This is a genomic window from Ruegeria sp. CDSC002 (assembly GCF_059610905.1).
This window is the reverse complement of record NZ_JBXWOM010000004.1, coordinates 352060-377710: the sequence shown is the minus strand read 5'-3', so window position 1 is coordinate 377710 and position 25651 is coordinate 352060. Positions and strand designations below refer to the sequence as shown.

Sequence of the window (25651 nt, the reverse complement as noted above, 5' to 3'; positions counted from 1 at the left end):
ACGCCTATTCTTCGTTGTACCTGTACCCAATTCCGTACAGTGTTTCGATCGCCGAAAACTCGGGATCTGCGGCGCGCATTTTCTTGCGCAGTCGCTTAATGTGACTGTCGATCGTACGATCGTCCACATAGACCTGATCGTCATAAGCCACATCCATCAGCTGATCGCGGCTTTTGACAAAGCCCGGTCGCTGGGCCAGCGCTTGCAACAGCAGGAACTCGGTCACGGTCAAAGAAACGTCCGAGCCCTTCCAGCTGACCGCGTGGCGCAGTGGATCCATCCGAAGATCGCCGCGCTCCATAACCTTGGCATCACCTGTGTTGGCGGTTGTCACATCGCCAGTCGTCGCCTCTTGCCGGCGCAGCAGTGCGCGGATGCGTTCAACCAATAGACGCTGAGAAAAAGGTTTCTTGACGTAGTCGTCCGCGCCCATCCGCAGGCCGAGAACCTCGTCAATTTCGTCATCCTTGGATGTAAGGAAAATCACCGGCATCTGGGTTTTCTGCCGAAGCCGCTGCAACAGGTCCATCCCGTCCATCCGCGGCATCTTTATGTCCAGAACAGCCATATCGGGCAGTTTCTTGTTGAAAGCGTCCAGCGCTGCCTGCCCATCATTATAAGTCTCAACCTCGAACCCTTCGGCTTCGAGCGTCATGGATACGGACGTCAGAATATTTCTGTCGTCGTCCACCAATGCAATCTTCGACATCGGGTTAACCCCTATTCCTGCTCACTCACGCAATAATTCGCTTATTAGTAGGGCATCTTTGTCGTTTTTATGGCTGCGAATCAATCCGTATCTGCGAATCGTGCGATTGTTGTCACACAGATGCGGCAAAAAAGCCGTTAATACGCGCGTAAAAGCGCCTTGTTTTCTGGCGGGAAATTAGTGGTGGCGCTAAACTTTGACTTGGTTGCGCTAACTGCGCCAAACCGTCCTGTTCATGCCCCAAACGACCATGTTAAGACCCGCGCATCCGCCGGTTTTTCCCGGTATACTGCCCCAAGAGCGCCCCCGGCCCAACTGCCGGCGCGCCGCCACAGGAGAAGAAACGCATGACATCTGGACGGGTTAACCCGCAATTCCGCCTCGAAGATCAGGGCATCGAGGGTCTGGGCAATGTCTATTACAACTTCATGGAACCGGCGCTGATCGAAGAGGCGCTGAAGCGCGGCGAAGGCACTCTTGGCAATGGCGGAGCCTTTCTGGTTACCACCGGCAAATTCACCGGCCGTTCGCCCAAGGACAAACACGTCGTCAAAACCGACAGTGTTGCCGATACCATCTGGTGGGAAAACAACGCCGCGATGACCCCCGAGGGTTTTGACGCGCTGTATACCGATATGCTCGAGCATATGAAGGGCCGTGATTATTTCGTGCAGGATCTCGTCGGCGGCGCTGATCCTGCCTATTCGATCAATGTGCGCATGGTCACCGAACTGGCATGGCACAACCTGTTTATCCGCCACTTGCTGCGCCGTCCGGATCGCGAAGATCTGGAAGAGTTCATTGCAGATTTCACCGTCATCAACTGCCCCAGCTTCCAGGCCGACCCGGCCAAGCATGGCTGCCACAGTGAGACCGTGATTGCGCTGAACTTCGACCGCAAGATGATCCTGATCGGCGGTACGGAATACGCGGGCGAGAACAAGAAATCGGTTTTCACCCTGTTGAACTACATGCTGCCTGAAAAAGGCGTGATGCCGATGCATTGCTCGGCCAATCACGCCGTTGGCAACCCGGTCGACACCGCCGTGTTCTTTGGCCTGTCTGGCACCGGCAAGACCACCCTGTCTGCAGACCCTGCCCGCACGTTGATCGGCGATGACGAACATGGCTGGTCGGATCGCGGCACCTTCAACTTCGAAGGCGGTTGCTATGCCAAGACCATCAATCTGAACGCTGAAGCCGAGCCGGAAATCTATGCGACAACCAGCAAATTCGGCACTGTGATCGAGAACATGGTCTTTGACCCCGAAACCAAGGAGCTGGATTTCGAGGATGACTCGCTGACCGCGAACATGCGCTGCGCCTATCCGCTTGAGTATATCTCGAACGCCTCGAGCAGCGCGCTGGGTGGGCACCCCAAGAACATCATCATGCTGACCTGTGATGCATTTGGTGTTCTGCCTCCGATCGCGCGATTGACACCGGCACAAGCGATGTATCACTTCCTGTCTGGCTTCACGTCGAAAGTTGCAGGAACCGAGCGTGGCGTCACCGAGCCTCAGCCCACCTTCTCAACCTGCTTTGGCGCGCCCTTCATGCCGCGTCGCCCGGAAGAGTATGGCAACCTGTTGCGCGACAAGATCGCCCAGCATGGGGCGACCTGCTGGCTGGTAAACACCGGCTGGACCGGCGGCGCCTATGGCGTTGGCAGCCGGATGCCGATCCGCGCAACCCGCGCGTTACTGACAGCTGCCTTGGAAGGATCGCTGCGCGACGCCGAGTTCCGTAAGGATGCTAATTTCGGCTTTGACGTCCCGGTCTCGGTTCCCGGCGTTGCCGAAGTTCTGCTGGATCCGCGCCGCACTTGGGATGATCAGGCAGCATTTGACAAGCAGGCTGAAAAACTGGTGCAGATGTTTGCCGAGAACTTCGAGCAGTATCTGCCCTTTATTGACGATGACATCAAAGCCGTCGCAATCGGTTGATATCAAAGGGGGCGGTTTTCGCCCCCTTCCTCTTCCCACAGACGAGTAACTTCGCGGTAATCTTCTTGTGGTTGTATAATGCACCTTGCATATACAAATTCATTGCCCGCTGCAGCAGATTGCAGTACTCCACTGTGTCATTATGACGTAAAAGCCCGGCGCTTTCGCACCGGGCAGGAAGTAAAAAGACCTTGGGGACACTCAATGAGCGCGCACTCACATTCGCGATTTGAGCAACCTAATCAGATATCTAGTGTAATCCATCGGGGATGGGTGTCAACATGAGACGTGCTGAAAAAATTCAGTTTCGGCGAGTTTCTAACTTTCGCTTTAGCGCGAAAGGCGACAGGGAAAACGACAGGTAAACAAATGACGGAAATCTCGAAACTGACCGAACTTCGCAAATTGATGCAGAGTATGGAACGGACGCTTGGGCTGGAACAACTCTCTCCGGTTGAGCGTGACATTTACTACGCGGCTGAAGAATTGTCGAAAGCCGATCAGGAAGTCCGTACGTTCGGTTTGATCGAGCATACCCTTGTTCAAAGCGTCTCGCGCCCGACATTTTTCCGTGCGCTGAAGTCGCTGGTCCAAAAAGGCTATCTGTCTCAAAGCGGCAACGCCAACCGGGGGCGGTATATCGTACATGCGCCCAGGTGACACCGCCAACCTGCGTGTTGATGGCTAATCATCGTGCGCAGATGGGCCTCTGACACTTTCTTCGCCTCATTGGCTTACATAGTTGCATCATTCCTCACCTTTGAGGTCTTGATGCCGCTGCAAAACGTGTTCTTTCCGGAATATCCAAGCCGGGCCAGCCTGCTGTTCCTACCTCACGGGGTTCGGGTCCTGGCGGCGTGGCTATTAGGGTGGCGTGCGATTTTCGCATTGTTGCCGGGCGTCTTTGCAGTCTTTGCATTCCTGGGGGGTGCAGATGTCTTTTTGCCCAGCCGCTTGTTGGCAATTGTCATCGCGGTCACAACGGTTCCCACCGTGTTCTACTTGCTCAAGTGGGCAGGTTGGGACTTGTTCCCCAGACCCGATCGCAAACCCTGCTGGTTGTGCGTCATGGGTGTCGGCGTGATCACGTCGTTCCTGGCATCCGCTATGACAAACATGAGTTTTGGCAGCGCAGGGGTAGAGTACATCGCCTTTCTGATCGGCGATATCTCGGGGCTGTTTTTCTTGATGCTGGGGCTTTACTTCGCGTTTCGGTTTATGGACCGCAGAACTTAACCTATCAGACCGCGGCGCAGCAAGTTCAACCCAGCGGCCAACAACACAACCAAAGTCACTTTTCGAAACAGCGCCTGATCGATTCTCGATTGCAACTGCATGCCCACCCACATCCCGATCACCGCCGGAACGATCAGGGCAGCCGAAAACGGCGCGGTGTCGGCCCGCAGGATACCTGATCCCATATGGGCGACCATCAAGGCAATTGCGCCCAGCCCATAAATGACCCCCTGCACCCGCATTTGCACGGCTTTCGGCGTGTTCAGAGCCGTCAGGTACGCCACTGTTGGTGGCCCCCAAATACCAGACATACCACCGACAAATCCTGCGACGGCCCCTATGAGAACCTCAACACGGGCCGATGGTTCTTTCAGCGCCAACTTCACACCCAGGACCTGGATCAAGGCAAAGAACGTGACCGGAACGCCAATCATCAACAGGAAGGTCGATGTCGGTACCAAAGTGACCAGCTTGGCTCCGGCCAGAAGGAACACCAAACCCACGATTAAAAAGATGCGAAACTCCCTGACCGACGACACGGCCGCGGAAACACCCTGTCCCAAAGCCTGAAAGACATTAGTTACCAGTGTCGGAAGGATCAGACCCGCGATGGCCAGCTCGGGCGGTAGAAAGACACTCAACCCTGAAACCATAACCATCGGCATGGCAAAACCGACGATACCTTTGACCCACCCAGCCAGAAACGCAACGCTCAGAGCCAGCAGAAGATCCTGTGGAGGTAGTAAAGAAAACAATGTCATGGCCCCCTGATATCATTCCTGACGGGCGCTGCACTGCAAAAACGCTCGAGAAATATTAGAACTTTTTCGCAACGTAATACGTATTTTTGTTGCGCTGCACGTGCAGCATGATATGACCAGACGACACGAGAAAAGGACACGATTCATGGCCCATGACGGACAGGATATGACCCAGATGACGACACCTGCGATTTTGCCCGATCTTCTGACGCTGACCCGTGCGGCCGCACCCGCCGTTGAAACAGTGTTTGAGCGTGCGCGTGAGTCGGTGCGCGGTATGGTTTCCGCTGATGGCCGTGTATCCGGTGCCTTGATCGAAGCCAATCAAACTGCCGCCCATGGCTTGTCATGGCTGGCCACATATTCTCAGTCCCTAAAACAGATGCAACGCTGGGCCGAGGCGCTGGAGGCCGATGGCAAGTTCGGCGAGATCGAACAATTGCTGCACCAAATCGCCTTTGGCGAATACCTGCACCAGGTTGCGGGCGGCATTCCGATGAACCAGGGCGAAGTCGTGCGCCTGCAGGACATGGGTCTTGGCTGGGACGCGCTTTCCGGATTTCAGATCCCCGAAATTCAAACGCTGATGGCACAGGCCAATTCTCAGGCCGCCCGCACACGGCTGGTGGCTCTGATGGAAGATCAGGCCGGTGCCACTATGTTCGGCGCCTCAGGCCTGGATGAAGAACTCGAGATGATCCGCGACCAGTTCCGCCGCTATGCGGTCGAAAAGGTCGAGCCCCACGCTCATGATTGGCACCTCAAAGACGAACTGATCCCGATGGAAGTCATCGAGGAACTGGCGGAAATGGGTGTTTTTGGCCTGACCATCCCCGAAGAATTTGGCGGCTTCGGCTTGTCCAAAGCCTCGATGTGCGTCGTGTCCGAGGAATTGTCGCGCGGTTATATCGGCGTGGGCTCTCTTGGTACACGCTCCGAGATCGCGGCCGAGCTGATCATCGCGGGCGGCACCGATGAACAAAAAGCCAACTGGCTGCCAAAACTGGCCAGCGCCGAAATTCTGCCGACCGCAGTTTTCACCGAACCAAACACCGGCTCGGATCTGGGCAGCCTGCGTGCACGTGCGGTCAAGAACGCGGACGGTGACTATGAGATCACCGGCAACAAGACCTGGATCACTCACGCGGCACGGACCCATGTGATGACGCTGCTGGCGCGGACCAACCCGGACACCACCGATCACCGCGGTCTGTCCATGTTCCTTGCGGAAAAGACCCCGGGCACGGATGAGAACCCCTTCCCCACACCCGGCATGACCGGCGGTGAGATCGAAGTTCTGGGCTATCGCGGGATGAAGGAATACGAGCTGGGCTTTGACGGCTTCAAGGTCAAGGGCGAGAACCTTTTGGGCGGTGAAGAAGGCAAAGGCTTTAAACAGCTGATGGAAACCTTCGAAAGCGCACGCATTCAAACCGCTGCCCGCGCCATTGGTGTGGCCCAAAGCGCGCTGGATATCGCGATGCAATACGCGCTGGACCGCAAACAGTTTGGCAAGTCGCTGATCAACTTCCCCCGCGTGTCCGGCAAACTGGCCATGATGGCGGTCGAAATCATGATCGCACGTCAGCTGACATATTTCTCAGCCTGGGAAAAAGACCACGGTCATCGCTGCGACCTTGAGGCCGGCATGGCCAAGCTGCTTGGTGCCCGTGTGGCCTGGGCTGCGGCGGATAACGGTCTGCAGATCCATGGCGGAAACGGTTTTGCGCTGGAATACAAGATCAGCCGCGTTCTGTGTGACGCGCGCATTCTAAATATTTTTGAAGGGGCTGCCGAAATTCAGGCACAGGTTATTGCACGGCGTTTGCTGGGCTAACCGGAATTAGGCATCCCGTTTCCCCAACTAGACCCGGTCTTGTGCCGGGTCATTTTCTTTGTTCCGAACCCCAGTTTGAAATTCACGCCGTCTGTTCTGTGACAGGATAGAGACCTTTTCTGATCCTCGAGCGAAAAAACTTCCCCCTTTGCTTTTTGTTGAAACCCCTTTAGGGCACGCTGCGACCCAAACCGGGCCCAAGGATGGTGATGACAGAATGACCCGACTATTTTTTGCGCTTTGGGCGACCGTTGCAGCCCTGATACTGGGCGGATGCGCCACAACCCAGCCTGTGGCGGGCTACACCGAGGTAGACGAGCTGGCACTGGCGATCGAAAACCTTGGACCCCAAGTCGATCCCGCCGAGGCACAAAAGGCCGCCACCATCGCCTACACCTATTCGCAGCAACTGAAGCGGGATTGGAACGTCACAGACCCGGCGATTATCCATAACGCCAAGGTCATCAACGGGTTCCGGGAAAAGGGATTGTGCAACGACTGGGCGCAGGCCATGACCCGCCGCCTGCAGCAGGAAAACTTCCGAACTTTGGACGTGCACTGGGCTACGTCGCCCCCAACCGCCTTTCGGATCATCCACCATTCTGCCGCTATCAGCGCCAAAGGAGACACGATGAAAGATGGCATCATCCTTGATCCATGGCGCAACAGCGGTGCACTGTTTTGGGATCTGGTAACTGACGACACCAGATACAATTGGCGGCCGCGCCTGGACGTTCGCGAAGAACTTATCAGCGGTGAGATCCCCTACTAAGCTGGCTTCGCCGGTTCCCTCGGCACCGGTAAGAAAGTAAGACACCCGTATGATACGCCTGATCCTGACACTGCCCCTGATTGCTCTGTTTCAATGCGACAGGGACGAATCTGTTGCCGCCTACGGCGCCGCGGACCAGACTTGGGTGCTGCAGGAAATCGACGGACAGCCTTTCGAGGCCATCGCCACGTTGCGGTTCCCCGAAGAGGGCAAGATCGCGGGTAACGCCCCTTGCAACAGCTATAGCGGCACCCTGAACGCGCCCTACCCCTGGTTCGAGATTATGGACCTGACCGCAACACGTGCGGCCTGTGCGGGGCTTGAGGCCGAAGGCTTCTATTTCGCTGCGCTGATTGCGATGACGCAGTCCGAAGTATCAGGCGACTTGCTGATACTGCGCAATGATGACGAGCACGAGATGGTGTTTAAAGCCGCCGAGTGAACTGATCCACAAATCTTGCCCGCGCATCCGGCAAGGGGTTATGCCCCAGGGACGGGGCTAGATGGTGTTCCAGAAAGTAACCGGTGGTTTTCAACCCTGCGGCAATCTCAGCGTCCGGCGCTTGCCCCTCACCGCGCAAACAGGGTGGCAGGGGCAACAGCTTATCCGCCCATTCGCCAGCACCATCGGCGCTAACGGCTCGACCAGTCTTGGGGGAGACATAGACCAACCCATCCGCCGCCCCTGTCACAGCACAGGCCGACAGGTCCAGGCCAAAGCCCAGTTCTTCAAGCAACGCCAATTCCCAGCGCAGGTAAGCTAGCGGCCAGATTTCGTCCTGCCCCAGCAGATCCAACAACTGTTCGGTCTGTTTGTAGATCGCTGGATGCGGTTCACGCTCGGGCAGGCAAAAGGACAACAGCGCAACGGACGCGTTCAATCCTGCCAACGCCATCCGACCCGAAAATGCCGCTGCTGCGCGTGAACGCAAAGGTTCAACCTGAAAAGCGCCAAGATGTTCTTCCAACCGCGCCCGCCACAAAACATCAAGCTGCGCACCGGGTTGCAGGATCGGGGCGATCTTGCGGCTGGTGCCGCCGCGTACGACGCCTGCATGACGACCGTGGCCTTCGGTGAAGACCTCGATAATCGCCGCCGTTTCGCCATGCCGACGAGACGTCAGAAGGATGCCGTGATCGCGCCAGTCCAAATCAGGCTCCTTTCGTCTCAGGCTCGCCCCCGGTTTGCAACAGACCGCAAGGCGGAAACATCCGCAAGGGCGCAGGCATCCAACTGGTCTTTGGAATTAGAACCGGGCCCTGAAGGCCACCCCAACCAACGGCGCGGTTTCATAGTTTTGGCGGCTGAGTTCCGTGCCGTTCGCATCATCCAGTGTAAGACGCCCATCCAATTCAGCACCTGCGAAAACGTTCAGCGAAATGCCGGGATTGGGATTGTAGCCAAAGGAAACCACCACTGGAATACTTTTGTCCTCACCTATCCCGTTTGGGGCCAGCCCTTCCTCGTCAAGCCGGAACCGAATGCGCTCAGAGCGAGCAGAAAGGCCGAGGGTCATCGTGTCATTCAGCGCATAGCTGAGTGTCAACCCCGGCCCCTGCGTTGCGCCAATCCCCGAGCCGGTATTCAGGTTCCAACGGTCATTGATATCCCAATCCACCAGAAGCGCCGGAAAAAAATCGATATCATCGTCTTCGAACTGCGAAAACGCTCCAAACGCAGGGCCGATGGTCAGGCTCTCGCTTAACTTCCAGGCAATACCAGCAAAGACACCATAAGTTCTGCCGTCCGCCGCATCAGCGCCGCTCTGGTAGTCCCAGCGGACCTGCGGTGACACGAAAACGCTTGCAGTATTGCCGGCACGAAATCGAAGTGGAACAGAGATTCTGATGTCGCGGATGTCCTCCCACGGTTGGTTCTCCGCCTGACTAAAGTTGTAATCGAACCTGCCGATGCTTGCTGACAGCCCAACCGAGGTTCCACCATTCAGATTGTACAAAGCGGTTGTTCGCAAAAACGCGCGGCTGGCCGAAAACTCCCCGCCTTCACTCAGGTTCGCGTTGCTTTGATAAGCGGCCAACCCATCGATTTGATAAACCCACCCCAACCTCTGCTGCGCAAAGGTGGGCGAAGTCACCATGCCCAAGACAAGGATCGTTGAACAGCAGGCCAAAGTGAAGGTTTTCATCTTTTTTCAACTCGATAGGGGCAAGGACACAACTCAGATAGCATTCTGTCGGACACGATCAAATGATTGAAGGGAACTGAATTGTGGAGTGTGACAGCGAAGTCGAAGACAAACCCTGCGCACTGGTTTTTGCTCACCACCTAAACAATGGCCGCCAGAAAAGACCTGAGATTGCGCTGTAACTCCCATCTATGGTCAATAAGTTACCAATCTCGTTTCCTTGACAACGCGGGGTTGCCACCCTTTATTTAACAACATAGTTAAACAGGAGGTCACGATGCGAGGCATAACCATTACATATTCCTTCGATGGCAACGAAGCCGAATGGCAGGCCACCATCCGCACATTTATCGAGGCAATCAACGCCGACCCTGAGGCGGCCGGAAAATTCACCTATCAGGTTGCGGTCGCTGATGACGGAAAGTCCCGGGTTCACTGGGGCCGCTGGGACAGCGCCGAGACATTGGCTCATGTGCAATCGCAACCCTATTTTCAGGCCTTCGCACCCAAAGTAAAGCAATTCGCCGGTGAAACATTGACCACCACCGGGCACGATATCACGCTTAAAAGCAGCGGCTGGTGACGCCTTGGCACCGGATCGTGGCGGCTGGTCAAAACGTTAAACCGGCGTGGATCAGGATGCCCAGAACCATCAGGACATTCAGCACCATCGAGATACCGTTGCCCACGTAAATAGGCAGCTTGCCGACCACCAGCCCGTAGGCGAACCATAAGAATGACAGCACAGCAAAGAGCGACCAAGACAGCAGAGACTGGCCGGTCGCATGTTGTGAATGCGTGAAGTACAGCTTGATCAACTGCGGCAGCGTGGCAAAAGGGCCGACAATGCCAATGAAGATCATGAAGCCTTCAAACCGATGCATCCAATGACCAAGTTCTGATTTTTCAAGCTTTTCAGCGAGTGTTTCGGCCATACATACACCTATTATCTATTCAAACGGTGCGGCGATCCTCGCCGACAGAGTGCGGGTAAAATAGACGTTTTGGTCCGAGCGACCAAGACCCGTTGAACGGCGGGCTAGTCCAATCCCTCATCACCCAGCAGATGCCGACCCTGCCGGTCCTCGACCTCGATCACCCAAAGATCGGGGTCAAAACTGCGTTGCCGGGAGATGGCATCGTCAACCTCTGCTTCGGCGCCGGAGGAAAGCTCGACCCATTTGCGTTCACCGCTCATCAGATCAAAACTGCGTTGGAACGCCACCGCTTGCCCGTCCAAAGTGTTTAGTTTGACCAACACCGCGCCCGCTGTGTCGTCGCCATGTGCCACGACAAAAGCCGGGATTTCCTGAAACCGTAGCCGTGCCAGGTAGGCGTGGACCCAGAAATCAGCCGTCAGGCGAGTCATGCATTACCGTCTTTGAAATCCAGACCCATTTCCGAGTAACGCTCGGATTCCTCCAGCCAGTTCGGGCGCACTTTGACCTGCAGGAACAGGTGGATCTTGCGGTCCAGGAATTCTTCCAGTTCGGCCCGCGCGGCTTGGCTGACCGCCTTGATCGTCTCGCCCTTTTTGCCCAGCACGATGCCTTTGTGACCGTCGCGCATGACATAGATGATCTGGTCGATCTTGGCAGAGCCGTCTTTGCGCTCTTCCCAGTTTTCGGTCTCGACCGTCAGCTGATAGGGCAACTCCTGATGCAGGCGCAGGGTCAGTTTCTCGCGCGTCATCTCAGCCGCGATCATGCGCAGGGGCAGATCGGCGATCTGATCTTCGGGATACAGCCACGGGCTTTCGGGCAATTCCGCAGCCAGCCATTTGCGCAGATCGTCAACCCCATAGCCCTTTTCGGCGGAAATCATGAAGGTTTCGGAAAACGGGTAGCGTGCGTTCAAGTCACTTGTCAGGGCCAGCAGCACCTCAGACTGGACCTTGTCGATCTTGTTGATCGCCAGCGCAACCTTTCGGCCCTGCCCGATCTCTTCCAGACCTTCGAGGATACGCTCGACCCCTTCGGTGATGCCGCGATGTGCCTCGATCATCAGAACGACGACATCTGCATCCGCCGCTCCGCCCCAGGCCGCGGCAACCATGGCCCGATCCAAACGACGACGCGGTTTGAACAGGCCGGGTGTGTCTACAAAGACCAGCTGCGCATCGCCTTCCATTGCCACACCGCGAATGCGGGTACGGGTCGTCTGAACCTTATGCGTCACGATCGAAACCTTGGCCCCGACCATGCGGTTCAGCAGGGTGGATTTGCCTGCGTTGGGCTCTCCGATCAGGGCGATAAATCCGGCGCGTGTGGTCATGTGTCTGGCGTTCCTGGTTGCAAGTGCGCACCCCTATAGCAGAAAGGCCGCGCGGGCCAGAGGGATTTGTCGCATTGCGGTCATGCAAAATCGGTGGCACGCCTAATCCAAGCCGTGCCAATTCCAGCCAGGCGACCATCGGAAAATGAGGCAAGACATGAAACGTCGCGAGTTTCTTTTGGGCAGCGGGGCCGCTGCCGGCGCGCTGGGTCTGGGCGGTTTCGGGTTGGCGCAGGGGACGCCGGAGTTAACCATTCAACCAGCAAGCTTTGCCCTGCGGGATACGGTGACGACCGGAATGGTCAGCCTGTCCCCTAACGCACCGCCGCCGGTATTGTATGGCAAGCAAGGGGAAGTGATGCGGTTACCCGTGCGCAATACGCTGTCGGAATACACGGCAATGCACTGGCACGGGATGCGGATCGCGAACAATATGGACGGCGTCCCTTACCTGACCCAAATGCCATTGGGTGAAGGAGAGGTCTTTAACTATGAATTCACTCCGCCCGATGCAGGCACCTACTGGTATCATCCACATTGCATGACGATGGAGCAGATGGCCCACGGTTTGACGGGCGTCATGGTGATTACAGAACCCCAAGACTCCGGATTTGACAGCGAACAGGTGATCAACCTGCGCGATTTTCGGTTGGATGAAGATGGCGCGTTCCTGCCCGCCTATACCCAGCGCGGCGCCGCACGGGCCGGGACCTTTGGCAATGTCCACACCGCCAACTGGGTGCAGGGTGCTGTCTACGATCACGCCGCAGGCAGTCTGGTGCGACTGCGAGTCGTAAATACCGACACAACGCGTATCTACAAACTGCATGTTGAGGGCGGCGATGCACGGATTATCGCGTGGGATGGCCATCCGCTTGAGATTAACATCCCGATGCCCAACACTGATGAGCCACTTCTTGTCGGGCCCGGTCAGCGGGTGGATTTTGCGGTAGCAATGCCCGGCGAAGAGGGGCGCAGCGTTGCGCTGATGGCAAAATTGCCCGGTCAACCGCACAGACCTATGGCACAGCTGCGCGCAATCGGATCATCAGCGTCACGGGACCTGCAAGAGTTGCGCCCTCTGCCCGTCAACCCGGTCGCGAAACCCGATCTGACCAATTCCGAGCTGCACGAGTTTGTTTTTGGCTGGACCCCCGAAGGTGGTGAACCCAACAACGGGTTCTGCGGCTCGCTGGGGTATAACTTCTGGTCTATCAACCGCAAACCATGGCCCGGTGACGCGGCGCAGGATGTTGGGCCTTTGGCAACGCTGGAAATGGGCAAAAGCTATGTCCTTCGGCTGCGAAATGAATCTCCTAACTTGCACCCGATCCACCTGCACGGGTTGGCTTTTGTGCCGATACGGTCGAACCTGCGCCAACTGCCGCCTCTGATGACCGACACGATGCTGTTGCTAAAAGACGAGGTCGCGGAGATCGCGCTGGTCGCTGATAACCCGGGCGACTGGGCGTTCCACTGTCATGTCATCGAGCACCAAAAGACCGGGCTGACTGGATTTATCCGCGTGGTCTGAGGGGCGTGCTAGACGCCCCCCAAGGCATTTCATGCGTTCTGGCGCTCAATCAAGCGCAAGACGGCAACCATGACGATCCCGTAAAGAACATGCCCGATTAGTGCGACCCAAGTGATCGCCGAGAAGTTCAAGAAGGTCGGCAGACCGGACAAGGTCGTGATACCACCCAAAGCAAAAACCCAGAGACCAAACCCGTAAATCGCCGAGGCCACAAACATATGAACGGGGCCAAGTACCTTAACCCATACCGGTTTGAAGATCAGAAACCACCCCAGCGGATAGGCTATCAGGCCCACAAGATAGAAATGCACGAAAAAGCCCAGAAACGCATTGCTGGGCAGGCCGAGACTGGACAACAGGCTCTGGGCCAGCCCTTCCGGTGAAAGATTGGCCCAGCCGATGCCGGGGCTGACAACCTGCCCCCAGAAATCGAAGGCGATCGTGGCGATAAAACCGGCGATGAACAAAAAGCCGATATTCACTGTGGTCAGTTTTGCGCTTTGCATTTGAATGCCTCAAATCATTGTATCTGTTTCGCTTTGCTCGCTTGTTCTTAGACATGCGCCAAAGCGGATGATGTTCAGATACGCCCGCGACCCGAGGTCTGCCATAGGCCTCAAGTTAGATTGAGAATTGTGACATGTTCGGGCTGTCGAGGGTTGCTATTTCAACTGATCCAGCAGCGCCTTTGCGGCGGCTTGTTCAGCCTGACGTTTCGACCCTGCCGTTGCTTGCGCTTCGGTTCCGTCCTGCAACCGAGCCGCAATGGTAAACACCGGGGCGTGATCCGGGCCGCTACGTTTGACCTCGACGTAAGCCGGCGGTTTTTGCCCGCGCGCCTGCGCCCATTCCTGCAGCGAGGTTTTGGCGTCGCGCGCATCCGCTTCAACGTTGTGGACGCGATCCCCCCACAGTCGCAGAATGACGTCGCGCGCAGCCTCGAAACCGGCATCGCGATAGATTGCGGCGATCACAGCCTCCATCGCATCACCCAGCAGGGCCTGTTTGCGGCGCCCGCCTGACAGCATCTCGGACCGACCCAGTTTCAGCACCACGCCAAGATCGATTTGCCGAGCCACATCGGCGCAGGCCTCTTTGCGGACCAACGCGTTGAACCGAGGGGCCAACTGTCCTTCGGATGCTTTTTTGTCGGCCTCCAGCAAGGCGGTTGCCATGACAAGGCCCAGAACCCGATCGCCCAGAAACTCCAACCGCTGATTATCAGGTCGTGTCGAGGACGAGACCGATCCATGGGTCAGTGCGCGCACCAGCAGTTCAGGGTTCGAAAATTCGTACCCCAGACGCTGCTGGAACGCCTTTATCTCGGTCGAAAGCTTCAATTGACCGCCTTAAAGAAGCGATCCCCGCGCCATGTCCAGAAGAACAGCATTGACCGGCCAGCGGATGAGAACAGGATGCGATCAGCCCGCCCGATCAGGTCTTCGTAAGGCACATAGCCAACGCCACCTGCGGATTGCGGCACGCGGCTATCGCTGGAGTTGTCGCGGTTGTCCCCCATGAAGAAGTAGTGCCCTTCGGGAACTGTGTAGATGCCGGTATTGTCAGCCGCCTGATTGCCGATGTTCAGCACTTCGTAAGACACACCGTTTGGCAAAGTTTCGATCATACGCGATTTTTCGCAGACACCGCCAAAGCCGACAGGACCGTTTTCGCAGCGTGGGCGCAAACCTTGCGAACCTTGTGGTTCGGCGACTTCGGTGAACACACCATCAGGTTCTTGTTGTACGGGCGCACCGTTCAGAATGATCTGACCGTCCCGCACCTGAATGCGGTCCCCGGGCAGACCAATCAGACGTTTGATATAATCACGACCGCTGACTGGGTGGCGGAAAACAATGACGTCACCGCGTTCGGGGTCACCACCCCAGATACGGGTGTTTTCATCGCTTTGCATCCAGCCGCAGAGGTCTTCGGCGTCAACATTCAGGCCGACGCTTGGGATGATCAGGCTGGGACAGGACGCGTAAGAATAACCGTAAGACATTTTGTTGACGAAAAGGAAATCCCCGATCAACAAGGTGGGCTTCATCGAGCCCGACGGAATCCAGAACGGCTGAAACAGGATCGTGCGGAAGACGCCCGCGATCAGCAGGGCATAGACGATGGTTTTGATCGTCTCCCACACGGCGTTACCTGTTTTGGCTTCCTCGGCCATACTGCTCTCCGGTCGATTATTCGTTGGGGTGCTACATGCGGGTCAGTTAAGGGCAAGTCAAGGCTGCACGGGGCCATCGTGAAGCGGACGCGCCTCGATCACCACGAATGCCTGTGCCCAGGGGTGATCGTCGGTCAGGGTGACGTGGATAATGGCCTCATACCCTTCGGGCGTCATCTCTTTCAGCCGATCCGCCGCCCACCCCGTCACATGCATCACTGGCTGACCGGTGCGCAGATTAGTCACCGACATATCCTTCCAGGCGATGCCCATAGCCAGCCCCGTGCCCAGCGCCTTTGAGCACGCCTCTTTTGCGGCCCAGCGTTTGGCGTAGGTTCCGGCGACATCAGCACGACGTTCCGCTTTGCTCTGTTCGGTTTCGGTGAAGACACGATTGCGAAACCGGTCGCCAAACCGGTCGAGTGTGCCCTGAATGCGGTCGATATTTGCAAGGTCCGTGCCGATGCCGAGGATCATAGGTTCTCACTTAATACATTGAGCTCAGGTCTGCGCATTTCTCGTAACCCGCGGCCCAATAAAGCGCGGCAGGTAATGGTGCAGACTACAATCGCGACTGCCAAATAGTACGCATCCATCGGATCTACTAGTAGTGAGTCGAAAGGGATACTTTCACCAATGGCCACGACAACGAGCGACGATAGTACCAGGGCGATCACCAAACCCATAACCGCCATCGCGGTACTCGCAGTCAAAAGATGAATCCCTTTGGGCCACTCTGATTGCTTCTTTGCGTAGTGGGAACCTTCCACATATGCGGCCAAGCCAAACGCAGCGAGTTCGAACAAATGAAAATAGTCTAGGACGCTGATCCAAATTTTCTCGGATAAATTCGCAATTAAATACAGATACATAAAGATACTTGGAGAAGCCCCCAGCGATCCGTGATCTACCAATAAGACACGCACAACTGCTTCAATGAAGAAAAGAACCAGAATACAGACGAACGCTGCCGAAAATACCCATGTAAATCTGAGTATGTTAAAGTTCACGCGAATGCCTCTTTCACCCCAACCGCACCGTCAAAATCTTGTAACTCGCCACTCCAAAGAACCCAGAAAACGCAAAATCGAACCAGCGGCGGGCGCGGCTGTAGGCGCGCACCATACGCTCGGAAGAGAAGAGAAAGGCGTAGCCGATGAAGATCAGCAAAGATCCTGCATAAAGCATGGCGAAATAGCCCAACAACATCGAAAGGCTGGCATTATTCGGGGCGACGATGGCATAGATCGACCCCCAACTCAGGATCGCCTTGGGGTTGGTCAGGTGAATGGCCGCGCCCTTGGCAAAGATTGTGCGAAAAGAGCCGGTGACAGGGTTGCCCATAGCAACCTCATCAGACGTCATCGCCCGGCGCAGCGCCTTGATCGCCAGCCAGGCCAGATAGGCCACCCCTACATAGCGGATGACCTCGAATACCCAAACATTGGCCAGCATGATCGCCGATAAACCCAGCGCGGCGGCGACGCCCCAAGCGGCAGAACCAGCGCAAATACCCAAGGCAAACACCAGGCCAGCGCGGCGACCTTCGTTCATTGCCGTTCCAGCAATCCCCATTGTTGCAGGCCCCGGAGAGCCACCGGCCATCAGCCAGGCAAACCAGATGACAACAAAACCGGGGGTGATCATTCGCGCGCCTCATCCATTAGGCGCCGCATCTCGGCCATGGCAGGCGTGAGGCCGCGAAAGATCGCCTCGCCAATAAGGAAGTGCCCGATATTCAGCTCGCGCACTTCTGGGAACGCCGCGATCGGTTGTACGGTGTCATAGGTCAGGCCGTGGCCCGCGTGCACCTCAAGGCCCAGTGAATGGGCAAAAGCGGACATTTCACGCAGGGCTTCCAACTCACTGTTGGCTTTGTCGTCGTGGCCTTCGGCCATGGCATCGCAATATGCACCGGTGTGCAGCTCGATCACTTCGGCGCCGATACGATGCGCCGCCTCGATCTGGCGCTGATCAGCAGCAATAAAGATCGACACACGACAACCGGCATCGCGCAGCGGAGCGACAAAATGAGCCAACTTGTTTTCCTCGCGCGCGACTTCCAGCCCGCCTTCGGTGGTGCGTTCTTCGCGCTTTTCAGGGACGATGCAAACGGCATGCGGCTTATGCCGCAAGGCAATTTTCTGCATCTCGGGCGTCGCGGCCATCTCAAAGTTTAACGGCACCGACAGGACCTCCATCAGGCCATCGATATCAGCGTCCGAGATATGGCGACGGTCTTCGCGCAGATGCGCGGTAATGCCGTCAGCCCCGGCCTCTTCCGCCAGCTTGGCGGCACGCAGCGGATCAGGATAGGCCCCGCCCCGCGCGTTGCGAACCGTGGCCACGTGGTCGATATTTACGCCAAGACGCAAGTGGTTGTCAGACATCGCTCGAATCCTTCTTAAGGCCCTGGTCTGAACCTAGGGCATTCATCAATGGAACGGCAGGCTTAGTTTCGGCCAAGCGTTTGATTTCGTCAAACTTTGCCTTGATCTTGTCGCGACGGCGCTGCTGATAGGTGCGGATCAGCGGCAAGCTGAGATAGGAGCAAATTACACCCGCCAAGATGCCCGGAAGAACGCCGCCAATCATGTAGGGAAAGAACACCTCGTTATAGAAGATGCTGAGCCCATGCCAGTCCGCGACACGGTCGGTGAACATGGCAATAAAGTTGTTCTTCAGATCACCCATTGCATCTGTGAACTTGCCCATCAGACCATGCGTGTCGCCTTTGTGGAACTTGGTTCCCAGCAGGAAATGCCCGGTCTGCAGGCAAACCACACCGATCGGCACATAGGTGAGTGGGTTGCCAAAGAATGTTCCACTCAGTGCCGCCAGAATATTGCCGTTCAGCAAGCGTGCCACCACAGCAGCGACCAGAAAATGCAATCCGTAGAACGGAGTGAATGAGGCAAAGACGCCTGCACCGATGCCACGCGCAATGCGCTCGGGGGAATCCGGTAGCCTACGAACACGATGCTTGACGTAGTGAAAGGCCCGCGTCCATCCACCACGGGGATAGACGAATTCAGACGCGATCTGGACAGGCGAGCGTCGGTCTCGGCGCTTAAATACCACTCCTGATCACCCCTTCTCAGCCAGCCGCTACTGCGGTTTTGGTCCTGTCCCTATAGCGTTCGACCGCGGCAACGTCGCTTTCGGCCTCAAGCATCAGCATCAGCGAATGCAACTGTTCCAGGTCACGCAATTCGACACTGACTAGAAGGCGGTAAAAATCCGGTTTGCGGTCGACGAATTCCAGGTTCGAAATATTGGCCTTTTTCTCGCCTATCAACGTACAAATGCGGCCCAGCACCCCAGCATCATTGCCAATCGTGACGTCCAGCGTCGCACCATGAACGGCCGGGTGCGTGCCAGAATGCCAGTGCAGATCAACCCAGCGATCTGGTTCGCTTTCGAACTCGGACAGGCGGTCGCAATCGATTGCGTGCACCACAACGCCCTTGCCACGATAGGTAATGCCGACGATGCGTTCGCCGGGCAAAGGCTGACAACAGGGCGCGCGATCGAATTTCTGGCCGGGTTCAAGACCGATCACCGCGCGGCGCGGAGAAATGGCATCACCGTCATCTTGGGTCAGTTCAGGGTAAACGGCGCTGACCACATCATGCGCCGTCAGCTCGGCGCTGCCGAGACGCGCTAACAATTCGTGACGATCCTTCAGGCGCAGGTGTTTCGCCGCGGTATCCAGCGTCTTGTCGGTTGCCTTTCGACCGACATGTTCGAAACCGGAACGCGCAAGTTCCTTGCCCAGCTTGATGAACCGCTCGCGGTCGACCTCGCGCAGCGCACGCCGAATGGCGGTCCGGGCCTTGCCGGTCACCGCAATCTCAAGCCACGTTACCTGAGGCGTCTGGCCGTCAGCGGTAATTACATCCACCGACTGACCATTCTTGATCCGCGTCCACAGTGGCACACGGATGCCGTCCACCTTGGCGCCAACACAGGCATGTCCAATGCGCGTATGGATCGCATAGGCGAAATCAATCGGCGTAGCCCCGCGCGGCAGCTTGACAACATCGCCCTTGGGCGTGAAGCAAAACACCTGGTCCGAGTACATTTCCAGTTTGACCGCTTCGAGGAAATCTTCGTGATCTTCCTCACTGTCGAACTGTTCAGTCAGGTTCGCAATCCACTTGGCCGGATCAACGGCAAATGGGTTTTCCGAGCGGACACCGTCGCGGTACGACCAATGCGCTGCAACGCCGGTTTCTGCCACATCATGCATCTGACGGGTGCGGATCTGAACCTCGACCCGTTTCCCGTCGCGGCCGGAAACTGTTGTGTGGATCGAGCGATAACCGTTCGATTTCGGCTGCGAAATATAATCCTTGAACCGACCCGGCACCGCGCGCCAGCGCTGGTGGATCGCACCTAGCGTCCGGTAACAATCTTCCTCGGACCGGGTAATGATGCGAAAGCCGTAGATGTCGGACAGGCGCGAAAAGCCCTGATCCTTTTCCTGCATCTTACGCCAGATCGAATAAGGCTTTTTGGCGCGACCAAACACTTCGGCTTCGATGCCCGCCTTTTCCAGCTCGTGCCGCATGTCGCCGGTGATCCGGTGAATCACGTCGCCGGTTTCACGTTGCAAGGTGATAAAGCGGCGAATGATCGACTGACGACCTTCGGAATTCAGAACGCGGAAAGCAAGATCCTCAAGCTCTTCGCGCATCCACTGCATACCCATGCGACCCGCGAGCGGCGCATAAATATCCATCGTCTCGCGTGCCTTCTGCACCTGCTTTTCCGGGCGCATTGCCTTGATAGTGCGCATGTTGTGCAAACGGTCAGCGAGCTTGACCAGAATAACCCGCAGATCCTTGGACATGGCCATGAACAGCTTGCGGAAATTCTCGGCCTGTTTGGTCTCGCGGCTGGACAGCTGCAGGTTGGTCAGCTTGGTGACGCCATCGACCAGCTTAGCAACCTCTTCCCCGAACAGTTCGGACACTTTGCCATAATTGGCCTTGGTGTCTTCGATCGTGTCATGCAGCAACGCCGTAATGATCGTCGCATCATCAAGACGCTGTTCGGTCAGGATGGCGGCCACGGCAACAGGATGCGTGAAATAGGGTTCGCCTGAATGGCGAAACTGACCGTCATGCATCTGCTTTCCGAACTCATATGCTCGGGCGATGCGGTCAGCATTAGTCTTGGGGTTGTAGTTGCGGACCAGCGCAATCAGGTCGTCTGCAGAAATCATCCGGTCCGCACCTTTTTCTTTGGGGATTACCCCTGGCCTTGAGCCTCCATCAGAGCGCGCAGCAGCTTCTCTTCCGACATATCGTCATCGGCAGGTTTGTCCGACTCCGCACCCATCAGCAGAGCCATCTGATCTTCTTCCGGCTCGTCAACCTCAATCTGGGTCTGGTTGGCCTCGATCAGGCGCTCGCGCAGTTCATCCGCGCTTTGAGTTTCGTCCGCAATCTCGCGCAGCGACACGACGGGATTCTTGTCATTGTCACGGTCGACGGTGATAGGGCCGCCAGCAGAAATCTCGCGCGCACGATGGGCGGCAAGCATCACCAGTTCAAACCGGTTAGGAACCTTGTCTACGCAATCTTCAACCGTCACGCGGGCCATGGGGCGCTCTCCGTTACTGAATCCATGTCAGGAAGAGGTTTATCTAAGGGCGAATCCCCGCCTTGACAAGCAAGAAATGCTGCAAATGCACCGTTCACACAGCCGTGACTGCCACAATATCCGCTGCGGGCAGGTCTGCCAGCATTTCGGTTACCGTCCGGCCCAGCACCGGATGCCGCCAATCCGGGGCGACGTCCGCCATCGGAACAAGGACGAAGGCACGATCCTGTAGGCGCGGATGTGGAATAATCAGCCGGTCCGGCGCCTTTTGCGTCTGTTCCTGTGCTGGCAGGGTCAGCCAGCTGTCATATACGGTGCGATCCGGCAGAACCAAATCATCATAGCACACCAGATCAAGATCCAGCGTTCGCATACCCCATCGCTGCACCCTTTCGCGGCCAAACTGATGCTCAATCTGGTGAAGCAGGTGCAACAAATCGGCTGGTGTCCTGTCCGTTTCGATCACTGCAGCCGCGTTAATATAGTCGGGCCCGGCACCTGCCGGGAAGCACGGGGTCTCAAAAAAACGGCTGACGGCACGAATCACCACTCTTTGACGCAACATCGCGTCAAGTGCGCTTTGAAGTGTCACCTTGGGGCCAATACCTCTCAATTTGAGATTTGCGCCCAGCGCAATAACCGCTTTTGACATAGATTTGTACGTTCCATTCACTATATTCGGCGAATTGCATGCTTGCGATACGACCGAAATGGCCTAATTATAGAAGATCAGCGCGCCGCATATTTCCAAATACCCACTCACGTAACACCACGGCGTCCTGTATTGTACCGGAAGGACCTATTTATGTTCTATAAAGACGAACGGCTAGCGCTGTTCATCGACGGCTCGAATCTTTATGCGGCCGCAAAAGCACTGGGGTTTGACATCGACTACAAATTGCTGCGCCAGGAGTTTATGCGCCGCGGCAAGATGCTTCGGGCTTTTTACTATACGGCGCTATTGGAAAACGATGAGTATTCCCCGATCCGCCCCTTGGTTGACTGGCTGCATTACAACGGCTTCACCATGGTGACAAAACCGGCGAAGGAATACACCGACAGCATGGGGCGTCGGAAAGTCAAAGGTAACATGGATATCGAACTGACAGTCGACGCCATGGAACTGGCACCGCGGGTCGATCATATTGTGCTGTTTTCGGGCGATGGGGATTTTCGCCCGCTGATTGCCAGCCTGCAGCGTCAGGGCGTGCGCGTTTCGGTGGTTTCGACCATCCGCAGCCAGCCACCGATGATCTCGGACGAGCTACGCCGCCAGGCTGACAACTTCATCGAACTTGAAGACCTGCGCGACGTGATCGGGCGACCTCCGCGTGAAATGCCCATGGAGCCACGCAGCGTTGCTGCGGGTGGACAGTAAGACCCGGCCACTCACCAAGCCCGGGGGAAGAAATTAGCGCGGTCAGGCTGTACCAACCTGGCCGCGCTTCTTTAACTAAAAGCAGGTACTGAAACACCTGCTGGCTAGCAGTGATTCATGTCAGATCAATGACAATGTCCTGTCTAGACCATAGCCGGGAAAAGACTTACCTGTGGCCTATGGAGACCAAGACATGACCAAGCCGCCCCTTACCCTATACCTCGCCGCGCCGCGCGGGTTCTGCGCCGGTGTCGACCGAGCGATCAAGATCGTTGAAATGGCGCTGCAGAAATGGGGGGCTCCGGTCTATGTGCGGCATGAAATCGTGCACAACAAATTTGTCGTCGATGGTCTGCGCGCCAAGGGGGCCGTTTTTGTCGAAGAGCTGGACGAGTGTCCTAACGACCGACCCGTGATCTTTTCAGCCCACGGCGTCCCAAAATCCGTCCCAGCATCAGCAGCCCAGCGGGAAATGATCTACGTCGATGCCACCTGCCCGCTTGTCTCCAAGGTTCATGTCGAGGCGCAGCGCCATGCTGAAGCCGGATTGCAGATGATCATGATCGGGCACAAGGGCCATCCAGAAACCATCGGCACCATGGGCCAATTGCCTGACGGCGAAGTGCTGCTGGTTGAAACCGTCGATGACGTGGCCTCGGTTCAGGTGCGCAATCCGGAAAAGCTGGCATTTGTCACCCAGACGACGCTTTCGGTGGATGACACCAAGGACATTATCGCGGCCCTCGAAACCCGGTTCCCGGCCATCGTTGGCCCGCATAAAGAAGACATTTGCTACGCCACCACGAACCGGCAAGAGGCCGTTAAGGCCGTGGCTCCGAAGTCGGATGCTTTGCTGGTTGTGGGCGCACCGAACTCGTCGAACTCACGTCGGCTGGTCGAGGTTGCTGCGCGCGCCGGGTGCAACTATGCGCAATTGGTGCAGCGCGCCCACGATATCGACTGGCGGGCGCTGGAAGGCATCTCAACCATCGCCATTACCGCAGGCGCGTCAGCACCCGAAGTGCTGGTGAATGAGGTGATTGACGCTTTCGACACCCACTATGACGTAACGGTTGAACTGGTCGAAACTGCCGTCGAAAATGTCGAATTCAAAGTGCCTCGCGTCCTGAGGCAAACCGCATGAGAGGCGTCCCCAGGGCGCCGTTGGTTCTGGCGCTGGCGGGGCTGATCCCGTTCATTTGGGGCGCGCTGACCTCCTTGAACGGCGATTTGCAGGATTGGGGCAGGCAAGAGCTTGGGTCGCGGTTCGTCGGGCCGTATATTCAACTGTTCTACGGCTCAGTGATCTTAAGTTTTATGTCCGGTGTTCTGTGGGGGTTCGCCACCAAGACCTCGGGCAGTAAGGCAGCGACGTGCTATGTGCTGTCGGTCCTCCCGGCGCTTTGGGCGTTTTTCATGACCGGCGGTGGACCCGTCGAGGCGGGCATCAACCTGATGTACGGCTTCGCCGGTTTGCTGATGCTGGACGCGATATTTGCATATTGGCGACTGACCCCGACATGGTGGCTGAGGCTGCGCGTTCTGCTGACAGCCATCGTCCTGATATGCCTTGCCGTAGGAGTGTACCTGTGACCGATCGCAAGACAATTGACGCCTACACCTCGCGTGTTGCCGAATACCTGAGCGTCCCATTGCCGCCCGAACAGATCGAAGCGCGTATGGCCTTTGCCGAAGCGGTTGCGCCGGGTGGCTATGTGCTGGACCTCGGCTCAGGCCCTGGGGCGGATAGCATGTTTTTCCTGCGTGAGGGGCTGCGGGTTCGGGCATTGGATGCGACGCCGGCCTTTGTGGAACACGCCCGCGAAAATGGCGTAGATGCGCATGTCGGTACATTTGACGATGTGACCGATACGGCCACGTTTGACGGCATCTATGCCAGCTTTTCGCTGCTGCATGCACCGCGCAAGGATTTCCCGCGCCATTTGGCGGCCATCCACCGGGCATTGAAGCCCGAGGGTATCTTTTTCCTTGGTCTGAAACTGGGAACCGGTGAACACCGTGACGACATTGATCGCTATTACACCTATTTCTCACAGACCGAGATCGAAGAGGCGCTGGCCGAGGCAGGGTTCACAATTGACCGGATTACAACCGGAGTCGGCAAAGGTCTGGCCGGGTCTTATGACGGCTTTATTCTGGTGATCGCCCATGCCTGAGTTGTTTGCCTATACCGATGGTGCCTGTTCGGGCAATCCTGGCCCGGGGGGCTGGGGCGTGCTGATGCGCGCGATGGACGGCGAAAAAGTCCTGAAAGAGCGCGAGCTGAACGGCGGCGAGGCTGAAACCACCAACAATCGCATGGAATTGCTGGCAGCGATCAGCGCGCTGGAAACGCTGGAGCGGGCCTCGAAGATCACCGTGGTAACCGACAGCGCCTATGTGAAGAATGGCGTCACCGGCTGGATTTTCGGCTGGAAGCGCAACGGCTGGAAAACCTCGAACAAGAAGCCGGTCAAGAATGTCGATCTGTGGCAGCGACTGGACGAGGCGCAGGCGCGCCATGACGTGACCTGGGAATGGATCAAGGGCCATGCTGGCCATCCCGAAAACGAAAAAGCCGACGAGCTGGCCCGCGCGGGCATGGCCCCGTTCAAACCCAAAAAGGCGCAAACGTGAGCGGTCTGGCACTGCTCGACTATGCCTCAGTTCTGGTTTTTGCCCTGACGGGTGCATTGGTGGCTAGCCGGGCACAGCTGGATTTGGTGGGTTTTGCCTTTATGGCCTGCCTGACTGCTGTGGGCGGCGGAACCGTCCGCGACCTGCTGCTGGACCGGCACCCGGTGTTTTGGGTTGGTCAACCGGACTATATCCTGATCGCCACAGCGGCTGCCGTGGTTGTGTTTTTTACTGCTCATTTGGTGGAAAGCCGATACAACTTGCTGGTCTGGCTGGACAGTTTCGCCCTGTCGATTGCCGCAGCAGCAGGTGCTGGCGCAGCCTTGTCGCTGAACCAATCCGGTGTGATCGTTGTGCTGATGGGCGTCACAACGGGCTGCCTTGGCGGCTTAATGCGGGACGTGGTCTGCAACGAAGTGCCACTGGTCCTGAAACAGGGTGAGCTCTACGTCTCTTGCGCGTTTGCCGGGGCTTTTGCCGCTGTGATTGCGACCCGACTTGGTTTCGACGAGCTGGCCACACTGGCCGCATGTGCGTTGATCTGCTGGGCATTGCGGGCGGGATCATTGGTGTTTGGCTGGCGGCTTCCGGTTTACAAGGCGCGCCCGCCGCGGCAATAAATGGGTGCAAAATG

Annotated in this window: 32 protein-coding genes; 14 read left to right on the top strand and 18 right to left on the bottom strand. The window is 56.9% G+C overall.

The window, feature by feature from the left end; translation table 11 throughout:
• Positions 1-4 precede the first annotated feature (4 nt).
• Positions 5-709: a response regulator transcription factor gene (locus tag AC2FJE_RS10365; protein ID WP_170561191.1), complete on the bottom strand. Its 705-nt coding sequence runs from the start codon at positions 707-709 to the stop codon at positions 5-7.
• Positions 710-1056: 347 nt separating this feature from the next.
• On the opposite strand from AC2FJE_RS10365, the gene AC2FJE_RS10360 reads away from it, so the two are divergent.
• The 3 genes from AC2FJE_RS10360 (at position 1057) to AC2FJE_RS10350 (ending at position 3891) form a co-directional block, all read left to right on the top strand.
• Positions 1057-2655, top strand: coding sequence for a phosphoenolpyruvate carboxykinase (locus AC2FJE_RS10360; protein WP_058273265.1), 1599 nt, complete (start codon positions 1057-1059; stop codon positions 2653-2655).
• A gap of 369 nt (positions 2656-3024) precedes the next feature.
• Complete coding sequence (locus AC2FJE_RS10355) at positions 3025-3315, top strand: hypothetical protein (protein ID WP_058273655.1); 291 nt, start codon at positions 3025-3027, stop codon at positions 3313-3315.
• 111 nt (positions 3316-3426) lie between these two features.
• Positions 3427-3891, top strand: a complete 465-nt coding sequence (locus tag AC2FJE_RS10350) for a hypothetical protein (protein ID WP_496698571.1) — start codon at positions 3427-3429, stop codon at positions 3889-3891.
• On the opposite strand, the gene AC2FJE_RS10345 is transcribed toward AC2FJE_RS10350, so the two are convergent.
• Entirely contained in the window at positions 3888-4652 is a 765-nt protein-coding gene (locus AC2FJE_RS10345; protein WP_496755542.1) for a sulfite exporter TauE/SafE family protein, read from the bottom strand. The genes AC2FJE_RS10350 and AC2FJE_RS10345 overlap by 4 nt on opposite strands.
• A gap of 145 nt (positions 4653-4797) precedes the next feature.
• On the opposite strand from AC2FJE_RS10345, the gene AC2FJE_RS10340 reads away from it, so the two are divergent.
• The 3 genes from AC2FJE_RS10340 (at position 4798) to AC2FJE_RS10330 (ending at position 7703) form a co-directional block, all read left to right on the top strand.
• Positions 4798-6489, top strand: coding sequence for an acyl-CoA dehydrogenase family protein (locus tag AC2FJE_RS10340; protein WP_496760922.1), 1692 nt, complete (start codon positions 4798-4800; stop codon positions 6487-6489).
• A 217-nt stretch (positions 6490-6706) separates the two neighbouring features.
• A complete protein-coding gene (locus tag AC2FJE_RS10335; RefSeq protein WP_496760921.1) occupies positions 6707-7261 on the top strand; it encodes a hypothetical protein in 555 nt (184 codons plus the stop codon).
• Between the two features lie 49 nt (positions 7262-7310).
• Complete coding sequence (locus AC2FJE_RS10330) at positions 7311-7703, top strand: META domain-containing protein (RefSeq protein WP_496760920.1); 393 nt, start codon at positions 7311-7313, stop codon at positions 7701-7703.
• On the opposite strand, the gene recO is transcribed toward AC2FJE_RS10330, so the two are convergent.
• Together recO and AC2FJE_RS10320 are read right to left on the bottom strand one after the other, a co-directional pair.
• A complete protein-coding gene (gene recO / locus AC2FJE_RS10325; RefSeq protein WP_058273270.1) occupies positions 7687-8412 on the bottom strand; it encodes a DNA repair protein RecO in 726 nt (241 codons plus the stop codon). The two genes, AC2FJE_RS10330 and recO, sit on opposite strands and share 17 nt — an antisense overlap.
• Positions 8413-8508: 96 nt before the next feature.
• Positions 8509-9408, bottom strand: a complete 900-nt coding sequence (locus AC2FJE_RS10320; protein WP_496760919.1) for a hypothetical protein — start codon at positions 9406-9408, stop codon at positions 8509-8511.
• Positions 9409-9685: 277 nt separating this feature from the next.
• Between AC2FJE_RS10320 and AC2FJE_RS10315 the strand changes: the two genes are divergently transcribed.
• Complete coding sequence (locus AC2FJE_RS10315) at positions 9686-9991, top strand: NIPSNAP family protein (RefSeq protein WP_058278938.1); 306 nt, start codon at positions 9686-9688, stop codon at positions 9989-9991.
• A 28-nt stretch (positions 9992-10019) separates the two neighbouring features.
• Here the strand turns inward: AC2FJE_RS10315 and AC2FJE_RS10310 are convergent, their stop codons facing one another.
• From AC2FJE_RS10310 to era, 3 genes are all read right to left on the bottom strand, one after another.
• On the bottom strand, positions 10020-10343 hold the full coding sequence (locus AC2FJE_RS10310) for a SemiSWEET transporter (RefSeq protein ID WP_472724352.1): 324 nt from the start codon (positions 10341-10343) through the stop codon (positions 10020-10022).
• A 104-nt stretch (positions 10344-10447) separates the two neighbouring features.
• A complete protein-coding gene (locus tag AC2FJE_RS10305) occupies positions 10448-10777 on the bottom strand; it encodes a DUF1491 family protein (protein ID WP_058278940.1) in 330 nt (109 codons plus the stop codon).
• Positions 10774-11682, bottom strand: coding sequence for a GTPase Era (era, locus tag AC2FJE_RS10300; protein ID WP_108861276.1), 909 nt, complete (start codon positions 11680-11682; stop codon positions 10774-10776). The genes AC2FJE_RS10305 and era overlap by 4 nt, the downstream gene beginning before the upstream one ends.
• Positions 11683-11839: 157 nt before the next feature.
• Here era and AC2FJE_RS10295 point away from each other — a divergent pair, with 157 nt between their 5' ends.
• Positions 11840-13216 carry a multicopper oxidase family protein gene (locus AC2FJE_RS10295; protein WP_496760918.1) on the top strand — a complete coding sequence of 459 codons (1377 nt, stop codon included), beginning with the start codon at positions 11840-11842 and terminating at the stop codon, positions 13214-13216.
• Between the two features lie 29 nt (positions 13217-13245).
• On the opposite strand, the gene AC2FJE_RS10290 is transcribed toward AC2FJE_RS10295, so the two are convergent.
• From AC2FJE_RS10290 to folK, 11 genes are all read right to left on the bottom strand, one after another.
• Positions 13246-13722 (bottom strand): hypothetical protein, encoded by a 477-nt coding sequence (locus AC2FJE_RS10290; protein WP_282169908.1) that lies wholly within the window; start codon positions 13720-13722, stop codon positions 13246-13248.
• A gap of 156 nt (positions 13723-13878) precedes the next feature.
• Positions 13879-14556, bottom strand: coding sequence for a ribonuclease III (gene rnc / locus AC2FJE_RS10285; protein ID WP_058273658.1), 678 nt, complete (start codon positions 14554-14556; stop codon positions 13879-13881).
• Positions 14553-15392: a signal peptidase I gene (gene lepB / locus AC2FJE_RS10280; RefSeq protein WP_109312281.1), complete on the bottom strand. Its 840-nt coding sequence runs from the start codon at positions 15390-15392 to the stop codon at positions 14553-14555. Before lepB ends, rnc begins: the two co-directional genes overlap by 4 nt.
• 57 nt (positions 15393-15449) lie before the next feature.
• Positions 15450-15869 carry a holo-ACP synthase gene (gene acpS, locus AC2FJE_RS10275; RefSeq protein ID WP_472724355.1) on the bottom strand — a complete coding sequence of 140 codons (420 nt, stop codon included), beginning with the start codon at positions 15867-15869 and terminating at the stop codon, positions 15450-15452.
• Positions 15866-16402: a hypothetical protein gene (locus AC2FJE_RS10270; protein WP_472724356.1), complete on the bottom strand. Its 537-nt coding sequence runs from the start codon at positions 16400-16402 to the stop codon at positions 15866-15868. The genes acpS and AC2FJE_RS10270 overlap by 4 nt, the downstream gene beginning before the upstream one ends.
• Before the next feature lie 13 nt (positions 16403-16415).
• Positions 16416-17039, bottom strand: a complete 624-nt coding sequence (locus tag AC2FJE_RS10265) for a LysE family translocator (protein ID WP_496755548.1) — start codon at positions 17037-17039, stop codon at positions 16416-16418.
• Positions 17036-17782, bottom strand: coding sequence for a pyridoxine 5'-phosphate synthase (locus AC2FJE_RS10260; RefSeq protein ID WP_496760917.1), 747 nt, complete (start codon positions 17780-17782; stop codon positions 17036-17038). Before AC2FJE_RS10260 ends, AC2FJE_RS10265 begins: the two co-directional genes overlap by 4 nt.
• Entirely contained in the window at positions 17775-18473 is a 699-nt protein-coding gene (locus tag AC2FJE_RS10255) for a DUF2062 domain-containing protein (RefSeq protein WP_058273282.1), read from the bottom strand. The genes AC2FJE_RS10260 and AC2FJE_RS10255 overlap by 8 nt, the downstream gene beginning before the upstream one ends.
• 16 nt (positions 18474-18489) lie before the next feature.
• Positions 18490-20622 (bottom strand): RelA/SpoT family protein, encoded by a 2133-nt coding sequence (locus AC2FJE_RS10250; RefSeq protein ID WP_496755550.1) that lies wholly within the window; start codon positions 20620-20622, stop codon positions 18490-18492.
• A gap of 26 nt (positions 20623-20648) precedes the next feature.
• A complete protein-coding gene (gene rpoZ / locus AC2FJE_RS10245; protein ID WP_010437681.1) occupies positions 20649-21002 on the bottom strand; it encodes a DNA-directed RNA polymerase subunit omega in 354 nt (117 codons plus the stop codon).
• A 94-nt stretch (positions 21003-21096) separates the two neighbouring features.
• On the bottom strand, positions 21097-21654 hold the full coding sequence (gene folK, locus AC2FJE_RS10240; RefSeq protein ID WP_496760916.1) for a 2-amino-4-hydroxy-6-hydroxymethyldihydropteridine diphosphokinase: 558 nt from the start codon (positions 21652-21654) through the stop codon (positions 21097-21099).
• 153 nt (positions 21655-21807) lie between these two features.
• On the opposite strand from folK, the gene AC2FJE_RS10235 reads away from it, so the two are divergent.
• From AC2FJE_RS10235 to AC2FJE_RS10210, 6 genes are all read left to right on the top strand, one after another.
• Positions 21808-22380 carry a LabA-like NYN domain-containing protein gene (locus AC2FJE_RS10235; protein WP_058278950.1) on the top strand — a complete coding sequence of 191 codons (573 nt, stop codon included), beginning with the start codon at positions 21808-21810 and terminating at the stop codon, positions 22378-22380.
• A gap of 193 nt (positions 22381-22573) precedes the next feature.
• Complete coding sequence (gene ispH / locus AC2FJE_RS10230) at positions 22574-23524, top strand: 4-hydroxy-3-methylbut-2-enyl diphosphate reductase (RefSeq protein ID WP_496755551.1); 951 nt, start codon at positions 22574-22576, stop codon at positions 23522-23524.
• Entirely contained in the window at positions 23521-23973 is a 453-nt protein-coding gene (locus AC2FJE_RS10225) for a DUF3429 domain-containing protein (protein ID WP_496723284.1), read from the top strand. Before ispH ends, AC2FJE_RS10225 begins: the two co-directional genes overlap by 4 nt.
• Complete coding sequence (locus AC2FJE_RS10220; RefSeq protein WP_496755552.1) at positions 23970-24557, top strand: class I SAM-dependent methyltransferase; 588 nt, start codon at positions 23970-23972, stop codon at positions 24555-24557. The genes AC2FJE_RS10225 and AC2FJE_RS10220 overlap by 4 nt, the downstream gene beginning before the upstream one ends.
• A complete protein-coding gene (gene rnhA, locus AC2FJE_RS10215; RefSeq protein WP_496760915.1) occupies positions 24550-25017 on the top strand; it encodes a ribonuclease HI in 468 nt (155 codons plus the stop codon). Before AC2FJE_RS10220 ends, rnhA begins: the two co-directional genes overlap by 8 nt.
• Positions 25014-25637, top strand: coding sequence for a trimeric intracellular cation channel family protein (locus AC2FJE_RS10210; protein WP_058273289.1), 624 nt, complete (start codon positions 25014-25016; stop codon positions 25635-25637). Before rnhA ends, AC2FJE_RS10210 begins: the two co-directional genes overlap by 4 nt.
• The last annotated feature ends 14 nt before the right edge of the window (positions 25638-25651 follow it).